The sequence below is a fragment of the Streptococcus hyointestinalis genome (genome assembly GCF_041225505.1).
Classification (GTDB): domain Bacteria; phylum Bacillota; class Bacilli; order Lactobacillales; family Streptococcaceae; genus Streptococcus; species Streptococcus hyointestinalis_B.
This window is the reverse complement of the sequence record NZ_JBCLSK010000003.1, coordinates 52,659-73,883: the sequence shown is the minus strand read 5'-3', so window position 1 is coordinate 73,883 and position 21,225 is coordinate 52,659. Positions and strand designations below refer to the sequence as shown.

Here is a 21,225-nt window from a genome sequence, read left to right as displayed (position 1 = left end):
ACTACCTCAAAAATTTCAAAAAATAGTCCCTGTCCAAAAAGACGATATACTTGCGGTCAACAGCAATCAGGTGCTTCTTTTTCAAATCCCGAAAAACACGGCTAACCGTCTCTCGTGTCGTCCCACTAATCGCCGCAACATCGCTGGTTGTCAAAGCAATAGGCAAATGCGAGTCCACCTCACCTAGCTCCTTGAGCAAAAAAGCAAGGCTCTGCTCCACCCGCATGCTAGCACTTGAGGTCACGACATTGCGCACACGCAACTCATGCAGACGCAAGAGCCTAGAAAGCCCGACATAGAGGTGCTTCATTTGGTAGACACTCGCTGCTGAAAACTTCTCAAAAAGCTTTGTCGGCACACAAAAATACTCAACATCCGTCATGGCTTGCGCTGAAAAGCGGTAAAACTCATCCTCAAAAAGCCCCTCATAAGGAAAGATATTGTGCGACGTGATAAAATCCGTGTAAGTAAACGTCCCCAAAGTATCGCTGTGCTCGATACGCACATAACCTGAAACGACGATATACAGCTTATCTCTGACATCTCCCTCAAAAAAGAGAATGTGCTCTTTTGGGGCTTTTCGTTTTTTGATATGCAAAGCCAGTTCGTCAAACTGAACAATAGGCAGAAGCCTAAAATCATCTAAATTCCGTAAAAAGCGGTAGTCCTCTTTCGTTATCATGCCTTTATCTTATCAAAAAAAAGCGCTTTTATCAAAAATCTATCCCATTTCTAGTCATAAAAAGCGCTTTTTTACTTTTTAGACGTTTTTTGTTATACTAAAGAAAAAAAGAGAAAATTCTATGAATAGAAAAGAATCCCGACAACAACTCATTCGACTTGTTATTAGTGAAAACACCATCCATACCCAACAAGAACTACAAGAAAAGCTCAGTGACAATGGCGTTCATGTGACCCAAGCCACACTCTCTCGTGACATGAAAGAGCTTAATCTGGTTAAAGTCAATAACAATGGCACTCCTCACTATGAGATTTTGAGCGTCTCCCAATCACACTGGGAAAATCGCTTGCGCCTCTACATGGAGGATGCCCTAGTCATGCTACAAGTCGTCCAAAATCAGCTCATCCTCAAAACCCTCCCTGGTCTTGCCCAGTCTTTTGGCTCTATCCTTGATTCTATTGAAATCGCAGAAATCGTAGGAACAGTCTGTGGAGACGATACATGTCTCATCATCTGCGAAGACCATGAAAAAGCTAAAGCCTGCTTTGACATTCTTTCTCAGTATACACCACCCTTCTTTTTCAGTGATAAGAGTGAATAGAAAAGACTTCCACAAGGAAGTCTTTTTTGATTATTTTGCGATTGGGTAAACTGAAACTTGTTTTTTATCGCGTCCTTTACGTTCGAAACGCACAACACCTTCAACTTTAGCAAAAAGTGTGTCATCTCCACCACGACCAACGTTTACACCTGGGTAGATGTGTGTACCACGTTGACGGTAAAGGATAGAACCACCTGTTACAGTTTGACCGTCTGCTGCTTTAGCACCAAGACGTTTGCTTTCAGAGTCACGTCCGTTAGATGTTGAACCTCCACCTTTTTTGTGGGCGAAGTATTGTAAGTTTGAAAGATTAAGTTTAATCATGAGTTTTTCCTTTCGTTGAACATTGTCGAATGACAGGTGTCGCCACATAGTCGCTTTCATTTTCAGCGAGATTTTCAAGTCCAATCACCACTGATTCAAAAAGCGTTTGCCACACCGTATCATCTGCTTTTGTCAGGTTACGTGGCTTTTGAATAACCAAATAACCACCATCGTCTACCATTCCCACCTGCGGCATCTTCTGCGTCATTGCTTCAACAGAATTAGCAAAATTAAGAGCCAACATAGACACCGAGGCACATATCACATCAAAGCCATACTCACCGCTACCAGCGTGTCCTGTGATAGTCATCTCAGACCAGCCAGAAGCATCCTTTGTAAATATTGCTTGAATCATTGTTATTAAGCGTTGATAGCGTTGATAACAACTTTTGTATAAGGTTGACGATGTCCTTGTTTACGGTGACTACCTTTTTTAGGTTTGTATTTATAAGTAACAACTTTCTTTTGTTTACCTTGTTTTTCAACAGTACCAACAACGCTAGCACCCTCAACGATTGGAGTACCAACTTTAGTTGTTTCACCACCAACAAGAACGACTTGGTCAAATGTAACCTCTGCTCCTGCTTCAACATCAAGTTTTTCAACGTAGATCGCTTGACCTACTTCAACTTTAACTTGTTTACCACCAGTTTTGATGATTGCGTATGTGCTCATGATGCACCTCCTATAAAAATTTTAGTGAAGACTCGCCTAGCACTGTGAGCCTTAGCTACTTAGATACAGTGGTCGTGCGGTTGCACAGGATGTGCATTAGTCAACCTCTCAAGTATACTATATTTTTCTACCTTTGACAAGAGAAAATGTCAAAAAACACTTTGTTTGACAGCTTTTACCTTCTATCGTACTATAAAAATAAATCATTGAACCAAAAAGGAGAATAATATGTTTACAAAAAATGCTACCGTGATGCTTTATGTCGAGGATATCCAAGCAGAATTCGACTTTTGGAAGGCTGCTAGTTTTGAGATACTATCTAAGGAAACCATCATGGATTATGATACTTTTGACATGAAACCACATGCAGACAGCACTTTGACTTTTAAGGTTTACGACAAAGCCTTCATCAAGCAAATGTCGCCTGAAGTCGCTGACTTTCAGCCTAGTGTCTTGTTTGAGACGCAGGATATTACAAAACTGCATGAGCGTATTTCAGGCTTGACTGATGACATCAGCCCGATTACTTCTGCTCCTTTTGTGTCTTTTAACTTTGCCAGTCCTAGTGGTATCTACTTTGCTATCAAAGAAAAATAAGACTCTACAAGACAACAAAATACCTACCGCAAGGCAGGTATTTTTTAGATTAGTCGTTTTCTTTACGCCAGAAGTCTGTAATAGCACCTTTTGCGGAGCTTGAGACGATGTGGGCGTATTTTCCGAGGACACCACGTGAATAAAGTGGTGGCAATTCGGTTTCTGCTTGGCGTTTAGCCAGTTCTTCTTCAGAGACTTTCATGGTGATTTCTTTGGTATCTTGATCGACAATGACAATGTCTCCATCACGTAGATAAGCAATCGGACCACCATCTTGGGCTTCTGGTGCGATGTGCCCGACAACCAAACCATAAGTACCGCCTGAGAAGCGACCATCCGTCAAAAGACAGACAGACTCACCTTGTCCTTTACCGACAAGGATAGAAGAAAGTGAGAGCATTTCTGGCATACCTGGACCACCTTTTGGCCCCACATAACGCACAACAACAACATCTCCGTCAACAACCTCGTCTGCTAGCACGGCATTCACAGCGTCTTCTTCGCTGTTAAAGACTTTTGCTGGACCTTCGTGTCTGCGAACTTTAACCCCAGATACCTTAGCAACAGCGCCGTCAGGTGCAAGATTACCACGAAGGATGATAAGAGGTCCATCCTCACGTTTTGGCTTATCAAGCGGCATGATGACTTTTTGACCTTCCTTGAGGTCTGGTGCGTCTGCTAGATTTTCTGCCAAAGTCTTACCAGTACATGTCAAGCAATCACCATGAAGATAGCCGTTTTGATAGAGGTATTTCATGACCGCTTGTACACCACCAACATTGTACAAGTCTTGGAAGACATACTGACCACTCGGTTTAAGGTCAGCTAGGTGAGGCACACGGGCTTGAAAATCATTGAAGTCATCCAGAGTCAACTCCACATTTGCAGCGTGAGCAATAGCTAAAAGGTGCAAAATCGCATTTGTAGAGCCACCAAGCGCCATGACAACGGTGATAGCATTTTCAAACGCCTTGCGTGTCATGATGTCTTTAGGTGTGATTCCCATCTCAAGCAATTTGACAACGGCACGTCCTGCTTCTTCAACGTCTTTTTTCTTCTCAGCGGATTCTGCTGGGTGAGAAGATGAACCTGGTAGACTCATTCCCATGGCTTCGATAGCGGACGCCATGGTGTTAGCTGTGTACATACCACCACAGCCACCAGGGCCTGGGCAGGCATTGCACTCAATGCGACGGACTTCTTCGGCACTCAAATCACCGTGGTTCCATTGACCAACTCCTTCAAAGACAGAAACAAGGTCAATGTCTTTGCCATCAAGATTTCCCGGTGCAATAGTACCACCATAAACAAAGATAGCTGGTATGCCAGTGTTTGCAATGGCAATCATAGAACCTGGCATATTCTTGTCACAGCCACCGATAGCAACCAAGGCGTCACAGTTGTGCCCGCTGATAGCTGCCTCAATAGAATCTGCGATAATGTCACGAGACGGAAGTGAGAAGCGCATACCTGGTGTCCCCATAGCGATACCATCCGCAACGGTGATGGTACCAAACTGGACTGGCCAAGCCCCTTCTGATTTGACACCTTCTTTGGCTAGTTTTCCAAAGTCATGCAAGTGAATGTTACACGGTGTGTTTTCAGCCCAAGTCGAGATAACTCCTACGATTGGCTTTTCAAAATTGTCATCCTGCATACCTGTTGCACGCAGCATAGCACGGTTTGGTGAGCGCACCATCCCATCATAGACATGGCTTCTGATACGAAAATCTTTTGTTTCTTCTGTCATTTTTTCCCCTTTCATGAGTCCTTATTTAGGACTGATACCTAGTGTGATACGACCTAGACGACTGATACGTGTCATCTTCCAGACAGGTGTCCAGACAACCTCTACCGACACAGAAGTAATAGCATCAATACTATTTAGTGCTGTAACAATATCTGCTGGCAAGGTATCCACACAAGTACATCCTGCCTCGGTAAAGGTAATCACCACATGGCAATGCCCTGTTTCGTATAAGTTAATCTCATAAACCAATCCCAAATTATAAATATCAAGTTCAATCTCGGGATCATAAACGGTTTGCAATTTTTCTACCAACTGGTCACTAATAGCCAGTGCTCGATCGTTTATCTTAATGTCCTCTCTCATGGCACCACCTCTTTTTGACTTATTACTATCTATTATACCACAAATATTTGATTTATCAGAAAAATCTTTATTTTGTCAATTGGACAGGTACCATATAGCAAATAGCCCGCTTAAACAAGGTCTCTAATTCCTTTTCATCAAGGTGGTCATGTGTTGCTAAAACTGTGTAATATTCTTTGCCCTCATGATAAGTATAGGGCGTTGCTTTAAAACCATTACGCTCATAAAAAGCAAGACGCTGCAAGCGCTCGTCATAGTTTTTAGCGTCGCTCTCTAAAGGCTCAATGGTCAAAACAAGCGCCCGCTGACCTGCTCGCTTTTTGAAATCCTCCAAAATAGCACTGCCATAGCCTTTTCCTCTATGACCATCATTCACCGCTAAAAATAGGATGTAAACTGCCTCTTTGGACATGACACTATAAGTAAAACCACAGAAAGTGTCGCCATCATAGTAAGCGTCAAAATGCGTATTTTTCCGTGTAGCTAATAACACCAAAGGAAAATAAGGCAAGCGCTCATAGGCTGGAAAGGCACTTTCATAAAGTTTTTTGACTTTTTTGTATTCTTTTGACAATAGTCTAACTGGTCGTTTTTTCATATCACCACTTGAGATTGACATGCTCTACCATTTCTTTGTAGGCTGTATCTACTCTTTCTTTCATTGCTGCGTCCAACTCATCACGGTATTTGCCACCCTCGATAAAGTCCTCTAGGATAAGTGTACGGTAGTTATAAAGCTCATAACCCTCACTACCGTAAGTTCCTTTACTCCAAGCCCAGACAAGTGTTGGGTGTGCTTTTACCGTTTGAATGGTTGTTTTCTTTCCTTTTTTCTTGAAGGTTACATCCATCAAAAGCCCTCGCTCAGTCCACTTGGCATTTTCAACCCCATCCATGGTCTCGATACGCTGGTTAGACAAGAAATTGCCCATAGAATAAATAATGAACTTCTTATCGCCATCCTTTGTCAGCATCTCAGCAGGCTCGACCACATGCGGATGTCCACCAAAGACAACATCAGCTCCCCAGTCAATCAGCTTATGATACAAAGTAACCTGCTCATCTGTTGGCGTCAATTGGTACTCAACACCCATCTGTGGCATGACAATCGTGACATCTGCTTCCTTTTCAGCTTTCTGGATTTCTTTCTTCATCTTCTTTTCATCAAGGTCAGACAGATGTTTTTCATAGTCATCAGTGCTGAGACTTTCTTCTAGCCCATTATAGCCATAAGAATAAGCCAAAATCGCAATCTTAATGCCGTTGACTTCTTTGATTAAGATATCCTCTTTTTGGCGATTCTTTGAGTAGACGCCGATAGTATCTATGCCAAGATTATTAAAAATAGACTTGGTATTGAGCGCCCCAGCAAGCCCAGAGTCTAGGATATGATTGTGCGCTAAATCAACCACATCATAACCAGTGTCCTTGATAGCCTGCGCAATGCTCTTTGGCGCATTGAACAGCGGATAGCCAGCAAGAGCGTAATCATCACTAATCGTCCCCTCATAGTCACCGATAGCCAAATCAGCTTCCGAAATCCAGTCCTTAACATACTTAAAATAAGGATTGAAATCATAGCTGCCATCTGTCTTTTGCGCACTGGCATAGAGGACATTATGGATGAGGATGTCGCCATTTGCGACCACTCGAGCTGTTTTGATCGTCTCTTTTGACGTCTGTTTCTGTGAAGAATTGACCACATCTGATGCTGCCCCAACAATCAAAATTGCTGAAAGACTAGCAAGCGAGATGGCTGTTGTCCATTTGTATTTCATCGTATCTCCTTTCGCTACTATCATTATAGCATGAGAGAGCATAAAGCCAAAGTACAATCCTAGAAAAAAACAGAAAAGAAGTCACAAAAAAACCTGAGAATTTCTCAGGTTTAAAAGGCATTATTTACCAAGTTTTGCTTTAGCTGCGTCAGCAAGAGCTGTAAATGCTGCTGCATCGTTTACTGCCAAGTCAGCAAGCATTTTACGGTTTACTTCGATTTCAGCTAATTTCAAACCGTGCATCAATTGTGAGTATGACAAACCATTCATACGAGCTGCCGCATTGATACGTGTAATCCACAATTTGCGGAAGTCACGTTTTTTCTGACGACGGTCACGGTATGCATAGTAGTAAGAGTTCATTACTTGTTCTTTTGCAGTACGGAACAAGATGTGTTTTGCACCATAGTAACCTTTAGCTAATTTTAAAACACGTTTACGACGTTTGCGTGATACAACGCCACCTTTAACACGAGCCATTTATATATCCTCCGAAAATCTTAATTTAGTAAATGAGTTGCTTATTTCATGCGAGTAAGCATTGATTTGATACGTTTGAAGTCTCCTGAGCTTACCATAGAAGCTTTACGAAGGTGACGACGTTGTTTTTTAGTTTTTCCGTGGAAACGGTGTGAAGTGTAAGCACGGAAGCGTTTCAAACCACCAGAACCTGTACGTTTAAAACGTTTTGCTGATGCGCGGTGTGTTTTTTGTTTTGGCATGATAAATTTCTCCTCTTAATAATAGTAAGTGACAATTACTTTTTGTCTGGAATTGGTGCAAGTTGCATGAACATTTGACGTCCATCCATCTTAGCTCTTTGCTCAATAATCGCAATATCTTGCGTTGCTTCAGCAAAGTCCGCCAACACTTTTGCTCCAATATCTTTGTGAGTAATCATACGTCCTCTAAAACGTATTGAAACTTTAACTTTGTTTCCTTTTTGAAGGAACTTACGACCGTTACGGAGTTTTGTCTCAAAGTCACCTTTATCAATAACAGGACTGAGACGAATCTCCTTAACCGTCACAACGCTTTGTTTTTTACGTTGTTCTTTACGTTTCTTTTGATACTCAAATTTGAACTTTCCATAGTCCATAATTTTCGCAACAGGTGGCGTAGCTTGCGGTTGGATAAGTACCAAATCGACATTAGCATCATCAGCGATAGCCTGTGCTTCTGACAATGGTTTGATACCTAGCTGTTCACCATCAAGACCAACTAGACGAACTTCACGAACGCGAATTTCATCGTTAATGAATAGATCTTTTTTAGCTATGATCTTCACCTCTTCATATTTTTAGAGAAAAACGAAAGCGGACTTGCTAACACAAATCCGCACTACGAGTTATATTTCATGACTGAAACTTGACTTGTAGAGCCAGACAACGTTAGTCGCAAGGCGAGAAGTTCTCACTTCTGCTTTTCTCATTATTAGCATTATAGCATGACTAAGAAAGGCTGTCAATCTTTTTTTGTGCTTTTTCTTGAATAAATTGCACAACGTCTTCGATTGGGATACCGCTAGTGTCAAATGTGATGGCGTCATCAGCTGCTTTTAGCGGAGAAACCTTACGATGGCTATCTTTGTAGTCACGCGCAGCAATTTCTTCTTTTAAGCGTTCAAGATTGGTCTCGATGCCTTTTTCCAGATTTTCCTTATACCTGCGCTCTGCCCTTTCATCAACTGACGCAATCAGAAAAATCTTGAGTTCTGCATTTGGCAAAACGACTGTGCCGATGTCACGACCGTCCATGATGATAGCACCTTTTTCAGCGATACGGCGCTGTTGATTGACAAGCTCCGTGCGCACTTCTGGAATGGCAGCCACCCATGAGACGTTATTAGTCACATTATTTTGGCGGATGGCAAGCGTCACATCCTCATCACCGACAAAGACAGATTGAGTGCCATCTTCTTGGCGTCCAAAAGAAATCGGATACTTCGCTAACAAGTCTAAAATAGCATCAACATCTTTTTCCGTCAGTTGCTCTTTTAAGGCTAAATAAGTTGCCGAACGGTACATGGCTCCAGTGTCTAGGTAAGTATAGCCAAGATTTTTAGCGATAATCTTGGCTACTGTACTCTTACCACTAGAAGCAGGACCGTCAATGGCAATACAAATGGATTTCATAAAGACCTCTCTAGTTAATGTAGACTTGATCACCTGGATTTGCGTACCAGTAACCAAGTGTCATGTGATCAGGATTGAGCTCTTGCAGTTTAGAGACAGAGATACCTGCACGAGCAGCAATAGACGCTGCCCCTTCACCAGCAAGGACAGTAATGGTCTCACCGCTACCTTGTGTTGACGAAGACTCTTCTGTACTTGATGAGCTCTCACTGTTTGCAGTGCTTTCTTGCGTAGTAGAAGACGCTTGGCTAGAACTTTTCACAACAGATGATGAGCTAACAAAGCCAGCTGTTTCGCTTGCTTTGTTACCACCTCTATTTGAAGTGTAAAAGACAACGAACAAAATAGCAACGATAATGATAAAGAAGACGCTTAAAATACCTGTAATCCAAGACGTGCTAATAGTATTACGCTTTGAACGTGCTCCTTCTCTGGTTTCAACGATTTTTTCTTCCCATGGTTCCTTAGCCATGTTATCCCCCTTGTTAAATTGGTAAAATCATATTACAATAGTAGTATGAAAGTGAGAATTATTCCAGAAAAATGTATTGCTTGCGGGCTTTGCCAAACGTATTCAGCTTTATTTGACTATGATGACGAGGGAATCGTTGTTTTAGCAAATACAGATGCTAAAGAATGCCCTATCGCACCAGATGACAGCGATACAATCACTGCCGTCAAGTCCTGCCCAACCAAGGCTCTTACGATTTTGTAAGAGCTTTTTTCTCATTTTCATAAATCTTAAAATAGTCTAGTTTGATGAGATTGTCCACTAGTACAACCTCGCCTTGAAAGGCTGGGTCAACCACCAGCGCATCAATGAAGTATTTTTTAGGCCACTTGCGCATGTAAAAAGTGCGCTTGTTTTGATTTTTGACATACAGTGTCACGGTTGACTTGGTCACTTCCACTTTTGTGATGTCTTCTAGCGGAATATGAGATTTGCTAAAGATATTTAAAGAAACAATCCCTAGCTGACCGTTTTCAATGACAAAGTAGCGGTGAAAACCTGCGCTAATCAAAACGATAAAAATGGCAAATAAAATCAAGACTTGCTTTGAGACTGTGAGATTTTCAAAAATCAAAGCGGCTCCCAGAAAGATGGGAATAAAGGCGATGGACCAATAGATAATCAACCAAGACAACTCAGGTTGCCAATGGTACCTTTCCTTTCCTAAGAGTTTTATCATGTAGCTCTCCTTTAGACCTATGGTTCTTGGACAATACCGATAATCACATCAACTGCTTTTTGCATGGTTTCAAGACTGACAAACTCATAACGTCCATGCATGTTCTCACCACCTGCAAATAAGTTTGGCGTTGGAATCCCCATAAAGGAAATTTTAGAGCCATCTGTTCCACCACGAATCGGCTCGATGATTGGCTTGATGTCCAAATCTTTCATGACCTTTTCAGCGATGGTGATAGGTGTCATGTCTTTTTCGATGACTTTTTTCATGTTGTAGTATTGGTCGTAGAGGTTGACTTTGACACGCTCTGTATCAAAGTTTGCATTCATCTTATTAGCAATAGTCTCAACCAACTCTTTACGTTTTTTGAAGTCATCATCCTCAAAATCACGGATGATATAGGCGCTTCTTGCTTCTTCGACAGTTCCTTCTAATGAAGATAGGTGGAAAAAGCCTTGGTAGCCGTCTGTCAACTCTGGACGGTCAGCTTCTGGCAATTGATTGTGGAAATCAATGGCTAACTGTAAAGCATTGACCATTTGGTTTTTAGCTGTTCCTGGGTGGACATTGCGCCCTAGGAAAGTCAACTCAAGTCCTGCAGCACTGAAAGTCTCGTACTGCAACTCACCAAGAGGTCCACCGTCTACAGTGTAGGCAAAGTCGACGTCAAAGTCTTCAACGTCAAACTTGTCTGCCCCAACACCAATCTCCTCGTCTGGACCAAAGCCAACACGAATCTCACCGTGCGGAATCTCAGGATGTTCAGCCAAATAAGCCATAGCTGTCATAATCTCAGCAATCCCTGCCTTGTCGTCAGCTCCTAAAAGCGTTGTGCCGTCAGTTGTCACAAGCGTTTGTCCGACATAGCCATCAAGCGCTGGAAAATCAGTAGGGCTAAGAACAAAACCAGAATCGCCTAGAGCGATGTCGCCGCCTGTGTAATCAATAACCTGTGGATTGACACCTTCTGCGTTGAAGTCAGCGGTGTCCATATGTGCGATAAAGCCGATTTTACGGCTCAATTCGGTGCTAGTTGCTGGCAATGTCCCTACCAGATAACCATTTTCACGCAAATAATGCACATCTACTAGCCCAATAGCTTCCATTTCTGGCTTCAGAACATTGAGGGCAAAGTCTACTTGGCTTTGTGTGGTGGGGGTTGTCTTACTCTCTGGATTACTACGTGTGTTTACTTTGACATAGGTCAAAAAACGTTCTAATAATTGTTGATATGACATAATTCACCTCATTTTTATTCTCTTCTATTATAGCAGAAATTCTGAAATCTCTGTTAAAGATTTAGCAAAATTTTGCGAAGAAATATTAAAATCTTCTTCTAAAGCTTTGTAAACAAGAGGTCCGTAGCTGCGATGTAGAATGCGACTATCTAGGATGACAACTGCAGATTTTTGCTGAGGTCGTCTCTGAGTTCTGCCGATGGCTTGTTTTAATTTTAAAACTGCTAAAGGCAAAAAATAATCCCAAAAAGGCTGTTTGCCTTGCGCTTTTAAGTGCGTATCTAATTTTTTGGCTAAGGGGTCTTTGGGATTGTCAAAGGGCATGCGGGTCACTAGCTCAATCATGCGGTCCGCCTGTACAAAGTCGACGCCCTCCCAGAAAGCACCTGTCCCAAGAAGAACAGTGCTATCGCCTCTATCAAAGCGCTTTTTAAGCTGGTAAGGTGTGCCGTTTTTGATTTGAGTGAGGTGCTTGATGGACCAGGTGTCCAAATAATCAGAAACCAAAAACATCATCTGCTTACTAGTAAATAAAACTAGAACAGGCTGATTGAGACTCGTGAGCTGCTTGATTCTTTTAGCAATCTCAAGGGCATACTGATGTTCGCTGACATCAGACGGCATGGGCATACTGCTGTCCACAAACAGACGTTGCTGGCTTTCTTTTTGTCGGGGAAGAGTGATAAATGTCCCTATCTCAAAGCCTAACAAATCAGCGAGATTGACCTTGTCGCTAATCTCAAGAGTCGCTGAGATAAAGTAGAGCTTCTGCGTGTCAGGCAGTAACTGCTTAAAGTCCAGCAAGTCTTTATTGCCAGCGTTTAAAAAGATATGACGTTTGTCACTTTCTACGTCGTAGGTGGTGCTAAGCCAAAAGTCGCTATAATGCGACAATAGCAGCTCTTGAAGCGGTGTTACACAAGCTAGAGACAATTCCGACAGCGCCTGCCTTAACAGGGCTAAATCGTCCCATTCAAGCTGTTTAATGCCTTTATAGCGGTGTTTGTCATAAGCTTGCTCGACCAAGCGATTGAGCTCAAAGCTAATCTCCTCAAGAAGACGCCTATCAAGTAGCTGCTCCGTTTCAGTCAGCGTTTTTTGAATATCTTGCAAGACATCCTTGACTTCTAATTGCTGACGTGAAAAAGTATCCAGCGCTAAAACTAAACGCTGCGCTTCGTCAAACACAATGCACTTGCCCTTGGCAAAAGCCTTGTCATCCTGCACACGCTCTAGAAAGTAAGCGTGATTGGTCACAAGCAGTTTAGAGATTTTCGCTCTGTCATAGCGGCGTTGCCAAAAGTCCATATCTTGAAATAAAGAGTCGGCAGTCAGATTGCCGTCGTGCTTTAAGCTATCAAAATAGCTCTCAAAACGGCGTTTTTGCTTGATTTCATCAAGGTCGCCAGTCTCCGTCTCCATGAGCCAGACTAGAAGTTGCATTTTAAAGCGATTGACAAGAGCGTTATCAGTCTGAGTCCTCAAGCTATGATAAAACGCATCCAGTTTGATGTAGTTACCAGGTCCCTTTAGACTGCAAGCCTCTATACCAAACACACGCTGGATGGCCTTGATTTCTTGTGCCATCATCTGGTCTTGTAAAATCTTTGTCGGCACGCAAATGATAAGCTGCTCAAGCTTTTTTTTGGCTAGCAGGGGTAAAAGATAACCGTAGGTCTTACCGAGACCCGCTTGCGCTTCGATAAAGGTTGGTAGGGCTTGGTCAAAGGCAGCTGATATTTCCTGTGCAAAGACTTCTTGTGGTTTACGCTCCTCTAGCCCTAAGAGATGTCTGTTAATCTCAAACTGTTGCAATAGCTGCTTTTCTGCTCCAACTTCCTGTTCACGGCGTAAAATCAAGCCATGACGTAAGTGATAATCCGAGCTAACCAGCGGTTTTGCCGACCTGTAAGCGTCATCAACCAACATCCGACTCTCAAACAAAAGAGCATCCGCAAAAGGAAGCATACTCTCTAGCAGTTCTTTTGGCAAGCTCTCTATCTTTGCTTTTAGCTGTAAAAAAAGCTGCGCTGTCGCATAAGCGTCAGAGATAGCCGTGTGCGCCTGCGATAAATCAAGGTCCAGCACTTCTGCCAAGTAGCCAAGACCATATTTTTCAAAGCTGGGATAAAAAACCTGTGACAGCTCCACCGTATCCACACGAGGTGTGCGCAGTTCGTAGCCTTCAAAAAACAACTGCTCTGCTAAAAGATTGGCGTCAAACTTGACATTGTGCGCTACAAAAACACAATCCTCAATCAGCTCAAAAATCTCTCTAGCCACTTGTGAAAAATCAGGCGCTGTTTTCAACTGCTCATCAGTGATACCTGTCAGTTGAATGATATTATCCTCTAAAGCTTGGTGCGGATTGACATCTGTAGAGTAGGTCTTTACAATCTCGTCGTTTTCAATGATGACAATGCCGACTTGTATGATGGCTGCGTTGCTTCCTGCTGAGGTAGCTTCCAAGTCAACGACAGCGTATTTTCGTTTTGCATTCTCGTACATAATACCTCCATTATAGCATGCTTTTGTCATTATGGATAATCTCGTCTCTAAAATGAAGCACTTTTGCGCTTTTTTTGGTAGACTATGGGTATGGAAATAAAAAGAACATTAAATGCTATTGCACGTGAAAACACTTACTACCTGATCAATGATAGTCATGTCCTTTTGGTTGACCCAGGGAGTGACTACGCTAGTATCCACGAAACGCTTATCGCTATTGGAAAGCCGATTGCTGCCATTTTACTGACCCACACGCACTACGACCACATCATGAGTATCGACTTGCTGCGCAGGGATTTTGACAATCCTCCTGTCTATGTCTCTGAAAAAGAGGCAAGCTGGCTAGGCTCTCCAGTGGACAATCTCTCTGGGCTTCCTCGTCACGATGACATGATTGATGTTGTCATCAAGCCTGCGGATTACTTTTTTGAGATTGGCAAAAGCTACCAGCTAGATGGCTTTGCCTTTGAAGTGCGTGAGACGCCTGGGCACTCGATTGGTGGTGTGTCCTTTGTCTTTGACAAAGAAGAGCTAGTCCTCTCTGGCGATGCGCTTTTTAGAGAGTCTATCGGACGTTATGATTTGCCGACAGGAAACCATGAGGTGCTCCTTGAGAGTATCAAAAGACAGCTCTTTACTCTGCCAAACCACTACAAGGTCTACCCTGGGCACGGTTTTGACACCACTATCGGACATGAAAAGCACTTCAATCCTTTCTTTGCAGACTAATCTTCAGCCGACTTTGCTCGGCTTTTTTAATGTTCTCATTTCGTTAAATTATTGACAAACGTCATAAATAAACATAAAATATGTGTGGTTATAAACCATCAAAAACTTATTTTTTGTTTTTATGATTATCATTAGAATAGGAGACACAATGAACTCAAAAACCACCTATGATATTCATGGCAAGCCCTACAGCCGTACGCTGATGATTTTGCTTTTATTAGTGGCGACTTTTGCTGGGGTGCTCAATCAAACGACCTTAGGGACTGCCATACCGACTTTGATGAAAAGTTTTCATATCAGTATGGCGACCGCTCAGGAGGCAACGACTTGGTTCTTGCTAGCAAATGGGATTATGATTCCTGTTTCTGCCTTTTTAGCCACACGCTTTTCCACCAAGTGGCTCTACATCTGGGCTTATGCGCTCCTTATTATCGGGCTGTTGATGACAACATTAGCCCCTACGTCTAGCTGGACGATTTTTTTGTTAGGGCGTATCATCCAAGCCTGCGCCGTTGGAATTACCATGCCACTTATGCAAGTGGTCATGACCAATGTCTTTCCCAAAGAGCAGCTAGGAACTGCCATGGGATTAAATGGTCTGGTTGTGGGACTAGCACCCGCTGTTGGACCAACGCTAGCAGGTTGGATTTTAAAAGAGGACTTTGTCATTGGACATACCCGTCTCATGTGGCGAGCAATTTTTATCCTTCCGCTTATCATTTTAATCGTTTCCTTGATTTTATCACCTTTTCTCATCAAAGATGTTATTGACAATGAAGCGATTAAACTGGATATGTTATCCCTTATTCTGTCTATTTTAGGATTTGGGAGCTTTCTTTGGGGCTTTACCAATGTCGCTAGTCGTGGCTGGGGTGATTGGGTTTATGTGATTGCTCCTATCATTATCGGGATTATCATTATCGCTCTCTTTGTCATCAGGCAGGTGCATATGAAAGAGCCCTTTCTTAACGTTACTATCTTTAAAAACAAAGAGTTTTCTGTAACGACTATTTCTATCGCCCTTTCTATGATGGCGATGATGGGGGTTGAGATGATGTTGTCACTCTATCTCCAAGATGTACACGGCTTATCAGCTCTCAACTCTGAGCTAACGCTGCTTCCTGGTGCCTTGATGATTGGGATTGTCAGTCCCATTGCTGGTTTTATCTATGATAAGGTCGGCTCTAAGCGCATGGCTTTGGTTGGATTTTTCATCTTGGGTGTGGGAACTGTTCCCTTTATCTTCTTGTCAGCGTCAACGGCTGACCACTTTATCACGCTTTTGTATGCTGTTCGTATGTTTGGGATTGCCCTTATCCTAATGCCGATAACTGCAAGTGCCATGGGGGCTCTGCCTGCTGAGGAAGCTTCGCACGCTACTGCTGCCAACAATACCGTCAGACAAATCGCTTCTGCAGTCGTTGTGGCATTGCTCTCTAGCGTCACTCAAAACGTCATCACAAACAATAAACCCGCAGCCAGTCTCAAGACACAAGACCCAATCGCTTACGCTGCAAAAGTCATCGACGCTAGCCTAGACGGTTTTCACGCTTCCTTTGCTCTTGGATTTACCTTTGCAGTTATCGGATTTTTAGTCGCTCTTTTCCTACGTAAAGGAAAGATTGAGGAAACAAAGGAGGCGGACAAATGATTATTGCCATTATTGCAACGACTACGATTTTGACCTTTTTGACTTGGACACTGATTAAGTCACCTGTTTGGCGCACTATTTGGGGAATTTTGTCGCTTTTAGCCTTTATTGGCTCTGTTTACATCCTAACAGACCACTTTATCAATCACACAGGGCTTACCGTTAAAAGTGAGGTCACACGCCAGCCTATCTACACAGCTGGTGAGACGAGCCAGCCGTATGGCATTCTCATCTATGAGCCACTTGGCACCAAATCAGACAATAAGGTACTGGTTTACCGCTCTGATAAAGAAGCTAAAAAAGCCAGCACACACTTTGTCCCAAATATGAAAAAGCCTATACAGGCAATAAAGAAAACATCTAATTACACCTTTTCTGACGTCACAAAAGCCACACTTGTCACAGATACCAAGCGCTACGCTTGGCACTCAAAGCTTGACGAGATTTTATACGGCTTTGCTAGAGAGGGAGGCAGCCTTGTCTCTCAAAAAAGCACAGTGGAATTGCCAGAAAAAACATGGCTAGCACTTACCGCCAAACAAGCGCAACAACTGGCACAAATCGCCAAAACACAAAGCCAAAGTGCAGCTTCACCCGAAGAGGAAGAAATGGCCAAAAGCGACCCTCAAGCCTACGCTGAACTTCAAGTAGCTGCCATAAAGAAAATGCTTAAACTTAACAATTAAGAAAAATTCCACAAGTCCTAAGACCTGTGGAATTTCTTTTTATGTTCTGAGATAACGGCGCATAGAGAGGGTTGAAGCAAAAGCTCCGATGATAATTCCAAAGGCAAAGAGCCCGCCGATACCATATGGTAAAAATTCTTGAGGTGTGTAGAGCACCATGCCCTTGTAGTTTGATACCAAGTCTTTGTAAACAAACTGATAACCAAAATACAGAATGATGGCTGGTAAAATAGCACCAAAGACACCAATCCAAGCTCCTTCAAAGAAGAACGGACCACGGATGTAAGAGTTCTTAGCACCAACCAAGCGCATGATTTCAATATCACGCTTACGCGAACGAATGGTTAAGCGCACGGTGTTTGATGTGAGGAGAATAGCGATGATGATAAAGGCAATCACACCGATAACCCCCCAGAGACGAACGCCACGCAAGAAACTAATCATCTGATCAGCGTCAGAACCACCATAGGTCACGTCCTCAACGCCTGAGATTTTCTTAATCGCCTTGGCAACAGACTTGACTTGGCTATCCTTACTTGCCTTGATGTAGTAGACGTCTTGAAGCGGATTGGCGTCGCCTTCAAGTGACTTAAAGGTGTCTGGTGATGTCTTTTGGAGTTTTTTCAACTCTTGGTCTTTACTTGAGTAAGTGATAGACTTGACGCCGTCAATTGCCTTGATTTGGTTGTAAATCTTGTGATAGTTGCTATTTGTACTGGTTTGACCAGAGAGGTCAGTGACTTCTTTTGCGCCATCTGTTGAGTCATAATCGAGGTAAACACTGATTTGCACCTTATCCTCAGCGTTTGAAGCAACTTTTTCGACATTGAGAAGAACCGCTGAAACCACACCCAGCAAGGTTAGCGTAATAAACATGGACGTGATAGAAGCAAAAGCCATCCAAAAGTTACGCTTTAAGTTCTTGATGGATTGCCACAAAGGGCTAAAGAAATATCTAATCATGGTAACCGTATTCTCCTTTCTCTTCGTCACGGACAATACGTCCATCCTCAATCGCCACAACACGATGACGCAGTTGGTTGACGATTTGGCTGTTGTGCGTTGCCATGATAACTGTTGTCCCTTGAAGATTGATACGCTCTAGCACTTTCATAATCTCCATAGAGATTTCAGGGTCAAGGTTTCCTGTCGGCTCATCGGCAATCAAGAGCTTAGGATTGTTGACGATAGCACGGGCAATAGCCACACGCTGCTGCTCACCACCAGAGAGCTGATTTGGAAAAGAGCGTTGCTTGTGCTTGAGCCCGACAAGCTCTAACACCTCAGGAACACGCTTTTTGATGTCACGTCGTCTGCTTCCGATAACCTGCATGGCAAAGGCAACATTTTCATAAACAGTCTTTGTCGGCAATAGCTTAAAGTCCTGAAAGACCACGCCGATACTACGTCGTAATTTTGGAATGTTGCGACGTTTGATTTTGGTGAGGTCGACATTGCCAACCTTTAACTGTCCAGACGTTACTTCTTCTTCACGGTACAAGAGTTTGATAAAACTGGATTTACCTGCCCCAGACGGTCCAACAAGATAGACAAACTCTCCTTGATTGACCGTGAGGTTGATACCTCTTAAAGCGGTTGAGGCGCGACGGTATTTCTTGGTCACGTCTCGCATTTCAATTAAAGCCATATGTTTTCCTTTATCTAGATTTTTTAGTCTTCGCTGATACGCCATTTGAGATAAGCGTCAATAAAGCTATCAATATCGCCATCCATGACCTTGTCCACCTGTGCGACTTCATAGCCTGTGCGGTGGTCTTTTACCATAGTGTATGGGGTAAAGACATAAGAGCGAATTTGGCTGCCCCATGTGATTTCTTTTTTGTCCCCTTTAAGCGCATCGACTTCTTGTGCTTTCTTTTCTTGCTCGAGTTGATAGAGTTTAGCTTGGAGCATTTTCATGGCACGGTCACGGTTACCGTACTGCGTTCTATCAACGGTAGAAGCCACAACGATTCCTGTTGGGATGTGGGTCAGGCGCACACCCGTTGATACCTTGTTGACATTTTGCCCACCAGCACCACCACTACGGAAAGTATCCATCTTGATGTCGTCATCACGAATCTCAACCTCGATAGTATCGTCGAGTTCTGGCATAACCTCAACAGAGGTAAAGGAGGTGTGGCGGCGCTTAGCCGAGTCAAATGGTGAGATACGCACGAGACGATGGACACCCATTTCTGATTTTAAAAGCCCGTAGGCATTTGGTCCTTCAAAGGACAGAGTCACAGACTTAATCCCAGCCTCATCCCCTGCTTGATAGTCGAGCACTTCAACCTTGAAACCTTTGGCATTGCCATAGCGTGTGTACATGCGAAGCAGCATATCGCCCCAATCCTGAGCTTCTGTCCCACCAGAGCCTGGATGAATCTCTAAAATGGCATTGTTGTGGTCGTAAGGCTCAGACAGCAAAAGCGTCATCTCGTAGCTTGTCATGAGCTTTTCAAGCTTTTCAAGCGTCTCCTCAAGCTCTGGCATGAGACTCTCATCCTCATCCAACATCTCAAGCATTAGCTCGCTCTCTTCTGAGAGCTCCTGCATGGTGTTGAAGGTGTCATAGGTCTGTTTGAGCTCATTGAGTTCTTGAGAGACCTTTTGCGCTACCAGATTGTCATCCCAAAAATCAGGCTCGGTCATGCGGTTTTCTAAAAGCGCAATCTCTTCTTCCAGACGATCTAAGTCAAAGAGACCTCCTGAAGCTAGTCAACTTCTCTGTGTTTTCTACTATTTTTTGGCGTATTTCTGCCATATCCATAAAAAAATACCTCGTTTTTTATATAATCTTCTTTACATTTTATCATAAGACGTGCTATTTTACCATTTTGGGAAATCACGCCTGCTACTAGTTTTTATTGTAAAGAAAAATAAAATCAGATACAAGTTAAACTTTTGTAACAAAGAAAAGACAGCTAAAAAGCTAGGCAAAACCTAGCTTTCTAGTGTGTCTAAATAATAAGTTGGTTGTCATTTATGTTTAGAACAAAGTAGCTTTTTAGCTAACGCTGTTATAAAAATAAATGATGTTAACGTTTAAAAGCATCTATCATAAGGACAAATCCTTGATAAATGAGAGCAATAGCAACAATGTAGGCTACTACAATGCTGGCTAATAGCGGATTAAACATCAAGACAATTCCTAAAATAATCATCCCAATAGATGTCCAAAGAAGATTATTACTCAACTCTGGTAGGCTCGTTGAGGTGCCAATAGATTGGAATAAACGTACAATCCCTAAAATCAATAGCCAAAAACCAATCACAGTTGGCATGAGAATAGGCAAGGTCAAGAAATAACCTGACAACAAGTAAATCCCAAAAATAGCGGAAACAATGGCGGCACATAAGCCCCAGATACTGCGAAATTCTCCACTATCGCTAAAATAGTAAATAATCTCTGCTAATGCTCCTACTAAAAACGCTACAGCTATTAACCAGCTGAGAGAGAAGAGATTAAGAGACGGTACAAATAGGAGATAAATCCCTATGATGGCTAGAATGATACCTGCTATGAAAGAGAGTGCTCGATTTGTTTTCATAACCGCCTCCTGTTTGTCATCCTTAGTCGCATCGTTAGTAAAGTGGTCTTTTACTTGATTGTGACGTGCTTTTTTCTTGGCTTTTATCTGCTCTCTGGCTTCTCTTTGAAAGTCTTCTTGCATTTGGTTGGCAAGATTCATCTCGTCTCTGACTTCAGCAGCGTCATAGCGAGTTGTTCTTGACTCAAATTTTGCCATAATATCATCATAAAAGCGGTCAACCTGCTCTGTTCCAAAAGCCACTAGCGTAACGCCATCAGCGCATGTGATATCTTGCATGACCTGCTCAATGAGAAGCGACTCATTGTCATCAGCATTATCATCAATAGCAGCCCCAGCAAGAGCACCAATCGCTCCGCCAAATAAAAGCCCGATAGGACCAGCTAGCATACCGATGAGTCCTCCAACGATACCGCCAACAATTGTCTCATCATTTGAGGAATTGTCCACCTCGTCGAGAATCTTGACTTGTCCATCTACCTTGCTCACAAGAGCAGCTTGAGAGATACTAGACAAGGGATTGACCATGCTGTTTTTAAGGTCTGAAAAGGCTTGATAAGCCTGACTTTCAACAGCGAAATTTGTCACAATTATGGTTTCCATAAAAATACCTCATTTCTAACGCTCTCAGTATAACACTTGTCTCATTTTTTTACAATGTATTTTTAATGTTTTTGCCATTCTTTTAACGACCATCAGATTTCTGTCTAAATTGTGAGTTTTCAAAAAACGCAAACACCTTGTCCAATAGATTTGTGCTACAA

At 42.8% G+C, this 21,225-nt stretch carries 26 protein-coding genes and 2 other annotated features; of the genes, 6 read left to right on the top strand and 20 right to left on the bottom strand.

What is annotated here, in order from left to right; all coding sequences use genetic code 11:
- Position 1 precedes the first annotated feature (1 nt).
- The gene (locus AALA56_RS01620) at positions 2 to 682 is read right to left on the bottom strand and encodes a Crp/Fnr family transcriptional regulator (RefSeq protein WP_369908460.1); all 681 of its coding nucleotides are present in this window, start codon (positions 680 to 682) and stop codon (positions 2 to 4) included.
- A gap of 121 nt (positions 683 to 803) precedes the next feature.
- On the opposite strand from AALA56_RS01620, the gene argR reads away from it, so the two are divergent.
- On the top strand, positions 804 to 1,283 hold the full coding sequence (gene argR / locus AALA56_RS01615; protein WP_369908459.1) for an arginine repressor: 480 nt from the start codon (positions 804 to 806) through the stop codon (positions 1,281 to 1,283).
- Positions 1,284 to 1,313: 30 nt separating this feature from the next.
- Here argR and rpmA read toward each other — a convergent pair whose 3' ends face one another.
- The 3 genes from rpmA to rplU are packed head-to-tail and all read right to left on the bottom strand — an operon-like array spanning position 1,314 to position 2,282.
- Positions 1,314 to 1,607: a 50S ribosomal protein L27 gene (rpmA, locus tag AALA56_RS01610; protein WP_115270172.1), complete on the bottom strand. Its 294-nt coding sequence runs from the start codon at positions 1,605 to 1,607 to the stop codon at positions 1,314 to 1,316.
- On the bottom strand, positions 1,600 to 1,962 hold the full coding sequence (locus AALA56_RS01605) for a ribosomal-processing cysteine protease Prp (RefSeq protein ID WP_369908457.1): 363 nt from the start codon (positions 1,960 to 1,962) through the stop codon (positions 1,600 to 1,602). The genes rpmA and AALA56_RS01605 overlap by 8 nt, the downstream gene beginning before the upstream one ends.
- A gap of 5 nt (positions 1,963 to 1,967) precedes the next feature.
- A complete protein-coding gene (gene rplU, locus AALA56_RS01600; RefSeq protein WP_115270176.1) occupies positions 1,968 to 2,282 on the bottom strand; it encodes a 50S ribosomal protein L21 in 315 nt (104 codons plus the stop codon).
- Positions 2,283 to 2,300: 18 nt separating this feature from the next.
- Positions 2,301 to 2,374 (bottom strand) — a sequence feature (ribosomal protein L21 leader region).
- Positions 2,375 to 2,510: 136 nt separating this feature from the next.
- Here rplU and AALA56_RS01595 point away from each other — a divergent pair.
- Positions 2,511 to 2,879 (top strand): glyoxalase, encoded by a 369-nt coding sequence (locus tag AALA56_RS01595; protein WP_369908456.1) that lies wholly within the window; start codon positions 2,511 to 2,513, stop codon positions 2,877 to 2,879.
- 49 nt (positions 2,880 to 2,928) lie between these two features.
- Here the strand turns inward: AALA56_RS01595 and ilvD are convergent, their stop codons facing one another.
- The 9 genes from ilvD to AALA56_RS01550 form a co-directional block, all read right to left on the bottom strand.
- Complete coding sequence (ilvD, locus tag AALA56_RS01590) at positions 2,929 to 4,644, bottom strand: dihydroxy-acid dehydratase (protein ID WP_115270180.1); 1,716 nt, start codon at positions 4,642 to 4,644, stop codon at positions 2,929 to 2,931.
- A 6-nt stretch (positions 4,645 to 4,650) separates the two neighbouring features.
- Entirely contained in the window at positions 4,651 to 4,992 is a 342-nt protein-coding gene (locus AALA56_RS01585; RefSeq protein ID WP_369908455.1) for a metal-sulfur cluster assembly factor, read from the bottom strand.
- Positions 4,993 to 5,059: 67 nt separating this feature from the next.
- Entirely contained in the window at positions 5,060 to 5,590 is a 531-nt protein-coding gene (locus tag AALA56_RS01580) for a GNAT family N-acetyltransferase (RefSeq protein ID WP_369908454.1), read from the bottom strand.
- A 1-nt stretch (position 5,591) separates the two neighbouring features.
- The gene (locus AALA56_RS01575; protein ID WP_369908453.1) at positions 5,592 to 6,770 is read right to left on the bottom strand and encodes a CapA family protein; all 1,179 of its coding nucleotides are present in this window, start codon (positions 6,768 to 6,770) and stop codon (positions 5,592 to 5,594) included.
- A gap of 120 nt (positions 6,771 to 6,890) precedes the next feature.
- Positions 6,891 to 7,250 (bottom strand): 50S ribosomal protein L20, encoded by a 360-nt coding sequence (rplT, locus tag AALA56_RS01570; protein ID WP_000124839.1) that lies wholly within the window; start codon positions 7,248 to 7,250, stop codon positions 6,891 to 6,893.
- A gap of 41 nt (positions 7,251 to 7,291) precedes the next feature.
- A complete protein-coding gene (rpmI, locus tag AALA56_RS01565; RefSeq protein WP_115270185.1) occupies positions 7,292 to 7,492 on the bottom strand; it encodes a 50S ribosomal protein L35 in 201 nt (66 codons plus the stop codon).
- A gap of 35 nt (positions 7,493 to 7,527) precedes the next feature.
- Entirely contained in the window at positions 7,528 to 8,058 is a 531-nt protein-coding gene (gene infC / locus AALA56_RS01560; protein WP_115270187.1) for a translation initiation factor IF-3, read from the bottom strand.
- 14 nt (positions 8,059 to 8,072) lie between these two features.
- Positions 8,073 to 8,201: a sequence feature (ribosomal protein L20 leader region), on the bottom strand.
- A 20-nt stretch (positions 8,202 to 8,221) separates the two neighbouring features.
- Positions 8,222 to 8,905 (bottom strand): (d)CMP kinase, encoded by a 684-nt coding sequence (gene cmk / locus AALA56_RS01555; protein WP_369908451.1) that lies wholly within the window; start codon positions 8,903 to 8,905, stop codon positions 8,222 to 8,224.
- Positions 8,906 to 8,915: 10 nt separating this feature from the next.
- A complete protein-coding gene (locus AALA56_RS01550; RefSeq protein WP_369908450.1) occupies positions 8,916 to 9,377 on the bottom strand; it encodes an SAG1386/EF1546 family surface-associated protein in 462 nt (153 codons plus the stop codon).
- Between the two features lie 45 nt (positions 9,378 to 9,422).
- Here AALA56_RS01550 and AALA56_RS01545 point away from each other — a divergent pair, with 45 nt between their 5' ends.
- Positions 9,423 to 9,620, top strand: coding sequence for a ferredoxin (locus AALA56_RS01545; RefSeq protein ID WP_276762701.1), 198 nt, complete (start codon positions 9,423 to 9,425; stop codon positions 9,618 to 9,620).
- Here the strand turns inward: AALA56_RS01545 and AALA56_RS01540 are convergent.
- The 3 genes from AALA56_RS01540 to AALA56_RS01530 are packed head-to-tail and all read right to left on the bottom strand — an operon-like array spanning position 9,607 to position 13,841.
- Positions 9,607 to 10,095, bottom strand: coding sequence for an EbsA family protein (locus AALA56_RS01540; RefSeq protein WP_369908448.1), 489 nt, complete (start codon positions 10,093 to 10,095; stop codon positions 9,607 to 9,609). The genes AALA56_RS01545 and AALA56_RS01540 overlap by 14 nt on opposite strands.
- 17 nt (positions 10,096 to 10,112) lie before the next feature.
- The gene (gene pepT, locus AALA56_RS01535) at positions 10,113 to 11,333 is read right to left on the bottom strand and encodes a peptidase T (RefSeq protein WP_369908447.1); all 1,221 of its coding nucleotides are present in this window, start codon (positions 11,331 to 11,333) and stop codon (positions 10,113 to 10,115) included.
- 27 nt (positions 11,334 to 11,360) lie between these two features.
- Positions 11,361 to 13,841 (bottom strand): bifunctional DnaQ family exonuclease/ATP-dependent helicase, encoded by a 2,481-nt coding sequence (locus tag AALA56_RS01530; RefSeq protein WP_369908446.1) that lies wholly within the window; start codon positions 13,839 to 13,841, stop codon positions 11,361 to 11,363.
- A gap of 90 nt (positions 13,842 to 13,931) precedes the next feature.
- Between AALA56_RS01530 and AALA56_RS01525 the strand changes: the two genes are divergently transcribed.
- The 3 genes from AALA56_RS01525 (at position 13,932) to AALA56_RS01515 (ending at position 16,907) form a co-directional block, all read left to right on the top strand.
- Positions 13,932 to 14,570: an MBL fold metallo-hydrolase gene (locus AALA56_RS01525; RefSeq protein ID WP_369908445.1), complete on the top strand. Its 639-nt coding sequence runs from the start codon at positions 13,932 to 13,934 to the stop codon at positions 14,568 to 14,570.
- Positions 14,571 to 14,718: 148 nt separating this feature from the next.
- Complete coding sequence (locus AALA56_RS01520) at positions 14,719 to 16,221, top strand: MDR family MFS transporter (RefSeq protein WP_369908444.1); 1,503 nt, start codon at positions 14,719 to 14,721, stop codon at positions 16,219 to 16,221.
- Complete coding sequence (locus AALA56_RS01515; protein ID WP_369908443.1) at positions 16,218 to 16,907, top strand: DUF4811 domain-containing protein; 690 nt, start codon at positions 16,218 to 16,220, stop codon at positions 16,905 to 16,907. The genes AALA56_RS01520 and AALA56_RS01515 overlap by 4 nt, the downstream gene beginning before the upstream one ends.
- Before the next feature lie 39 nt (positions 16,908 to 16,946).
- Here AALA56_RS01515 and ftsX read toward each other — a convergent pair whose 3' ends face one another.
- From ftsX to AALA56_RS01495, 4 genes are all read right to left on the bottom strand, one after another.
- The gene (gene ftsX / locus AALA56_RS01510) at positions 16,947 to 17,870 is read right to left on the bottom strand and encodes a permease-like cell division protein FtsX (RefSeq protein WP_369908442.1); all 924 of its coding nucleotides are present in this window, start codon (positions 17,868 to 17,870) and stop codon (positions 16,947 to 16,949) included.
- Positions 17,863 to 18,555: a cell division ATP-binding protein FtsE gene (gene ftsE, locus AALA56_RS01505; protein ID WP_369908440.1), complete on the bottom strand. Its 693-nt coding sequence runs from the start codon at positions 18,553 to 18,555 to the stop codon at positions 17,863 to 17,865. The genes ftsX and ftsE overlap by 8 nt, the downstream gene beginning before the upstream one ends.
- A gap of 23 nt (positions 18,556 to 18,578) precedes the next feature.
- Positions 18,579 to 19,680, bottom strand: a protein-coding gene (gene prfB / locus AALA56_RS01500; protein WP_369908439.1) for a peptide chain release factor 2 whose coding sequence is annotated in 2 segments (ribosomal slippage) — positions 18,579 to 19,607 and positions 19,609 to 19,680 — 1,101 coding nt in all. Because the reading frame shifts where the segments join, the coding sequence is not laid out codon by codon here.
- 268 nt (positions 19,681 to 19,948) lie between these two features.
- The gene (locus tag AALA56_RS01495) at positions 19,949 to 21,064 is read right to left on the bottom strand and encodes an HdeD family acid-resistance protein (RefSeq protein ID WP_369908438.1); all 1,116 of its coding nucleotides are present in this window, start codon (positions 21,062 to 21,064) and stop codon (positions 19,949 to 19,951) included.
- Positions 21,065 to 21,225 lie beyond the last annotated feature (161 nt).

Coding starts and splice junctions, on each gene's coding strand:
- cmk (WP_369908451.1), bottom strand. CDS start 8,905: ATGAAATCCATTTGTATTGCCATTGACGGTCCTGCTTCTAGTGGTAAG.
- AALA56_RS01605 (WP_369908457.1), bottom strand. CDS start 1,962: ATGATTCAAGCAATATTTACAAAGGATGCTTCTGGCTGGTCTGAGATG.
- AALA56_RS01620 (WP_369908460.1), bottom strand. CDS start 682: ATGATAACGAAAGAGGACTACCGCTTTTTACGGAATTTAGATGATTTT.
- ilvD (WP_115270180.1), bottom strand. CDS start 4,644: ATGAAAGGGGAAAAAATGACAGAAGAAACAAAAGATTTTCGTATCAGA.
- rplU (WP_115270176.1), bottom strand. CDS start 2,282: ATGAGCACATACGCAATCATCAAAACTGGTGGTAAACAAGTTAAAGTT.
- AALA56_RS01595 (WP_369908456.1), top strand. CDS start 2,511: ATGTTTACAAAAAATGCTACCGTGATGCTTTATGTCGAGGATATCCAA.
- AALA56_RS01580 (WP_369908454.1), bottom strand. CDS start 5,590: ATGAAAAAACGACCAGTTAGACTATTGTCAAAAGAATACAAAAAAGTC.
- AALA56_RS01520 (WP_369908444.1), top strand. CDS start 14,719: ATGAACTCAAAAACCACCTATGATATTCATGGCAAGCCCTACAGCCGT.
- AALA56_RS01540 (WP_369908448.1), bottom strand. CDS start 10,095: ATGATAAAACTCTTAGGAAAGGAAAGGTACCATTGGCAACCTGAGTTG.
- rpmA (WP_115270172.1), bottom strand. CDS start 1,607: ATGATTAAACTTAATCTTTCAAACTTACAATACTTCGCCCACAAAAAA.
- ftsE (WP_369908440.1), bottom strand. CDS start 18,555: ATGGCTTTAATTGAAATGCGAGACGTGACCAAGAAATACCGTCGCGCC.
- argR (WP_369908459.1), top strand. CDS start 804: ATGAATAGAAAAGAATCCCGACAACAACTCATTCGACTTGTTATTAGT.
- rpmI (WP_115270185.1), bottom strand. CDS start 7,492: ATGCCAAAACAAAAAACACACCGCGCATCAGCAAAACGTTTTAAACGT.
- pepT (WP_369908447.1), bottom strand. CDS start 11,333: ATGTCATATCAACAATTATTAGAACGTTTTTTGACCTATGTCAAAGTA.
- AALA56_RS01515 (WP_369908443.1), top strand. CDS start 16,218: ATGATTATTGCCATTATTGCAACGACTACGATTTTGACCTTTTTGACT.
- AALA56_RS01530 (WP_369908446.1), bottom strand. CDS start 13,841: ATGTACGAGAATGCAAAACGAAAATACGCTGTCGTTGACTTGGAAGCT.
- AALA56_RS01495 (WP_369908438.1), bottom strand. CDS start 21,064: ATGGAAACCATAATTGTGACAAATTTCGCTGTTGAAAGTCAGGCTTAT.
- AALA56_RS01550 (WP_369908450.1), bottom strand. CDS start 9,377: ATGGCTAAGGAACCATGGGAAGAAAAAATCGTTGAAACCAGAGAAGGA.
- AALA56_RS01575 (WP_369908453.1), bottom strand. CDS start 6,770: ATGAAATACAAATGGACAACAGCCATCTCGCTTGCTAGTCTTTCAGCA.
- AALA56_RS01525 (WP_369908445.1), top strand. CDS start 13,932: ATGGAAATAAAAAGAACATTAAATGCTATTGCACGTGAAAACACTTAC.
- rplT (WP_000124839.1), bottom strand. CDS start 7,250: ATGGCTCGTGTTAAAGGTGGCGTTGTATCACGCAAACGTCGTAAACGT.
- ftsX (WP_369908442.1), bottom strand. CDS start 17,870: ATGATTAGATATTTCTTTAGCCCTTTGTGGCAATCCATCAAGAACTTA.
- AALA56_RS01545 (WP_276762701.1), top strand. CDS start 9,423: ATGAAAGTGAGAATTATTCCAGAAAAATGTATTGCTTGCGGGCTTTGC.
- AALA56_RS01585 (WP_369908455.1), bottom strand. CDS start 4,992: ATGAGAGAGGACATTAAGATAAACGATCGAGCACTGGCTATTAGTGAC.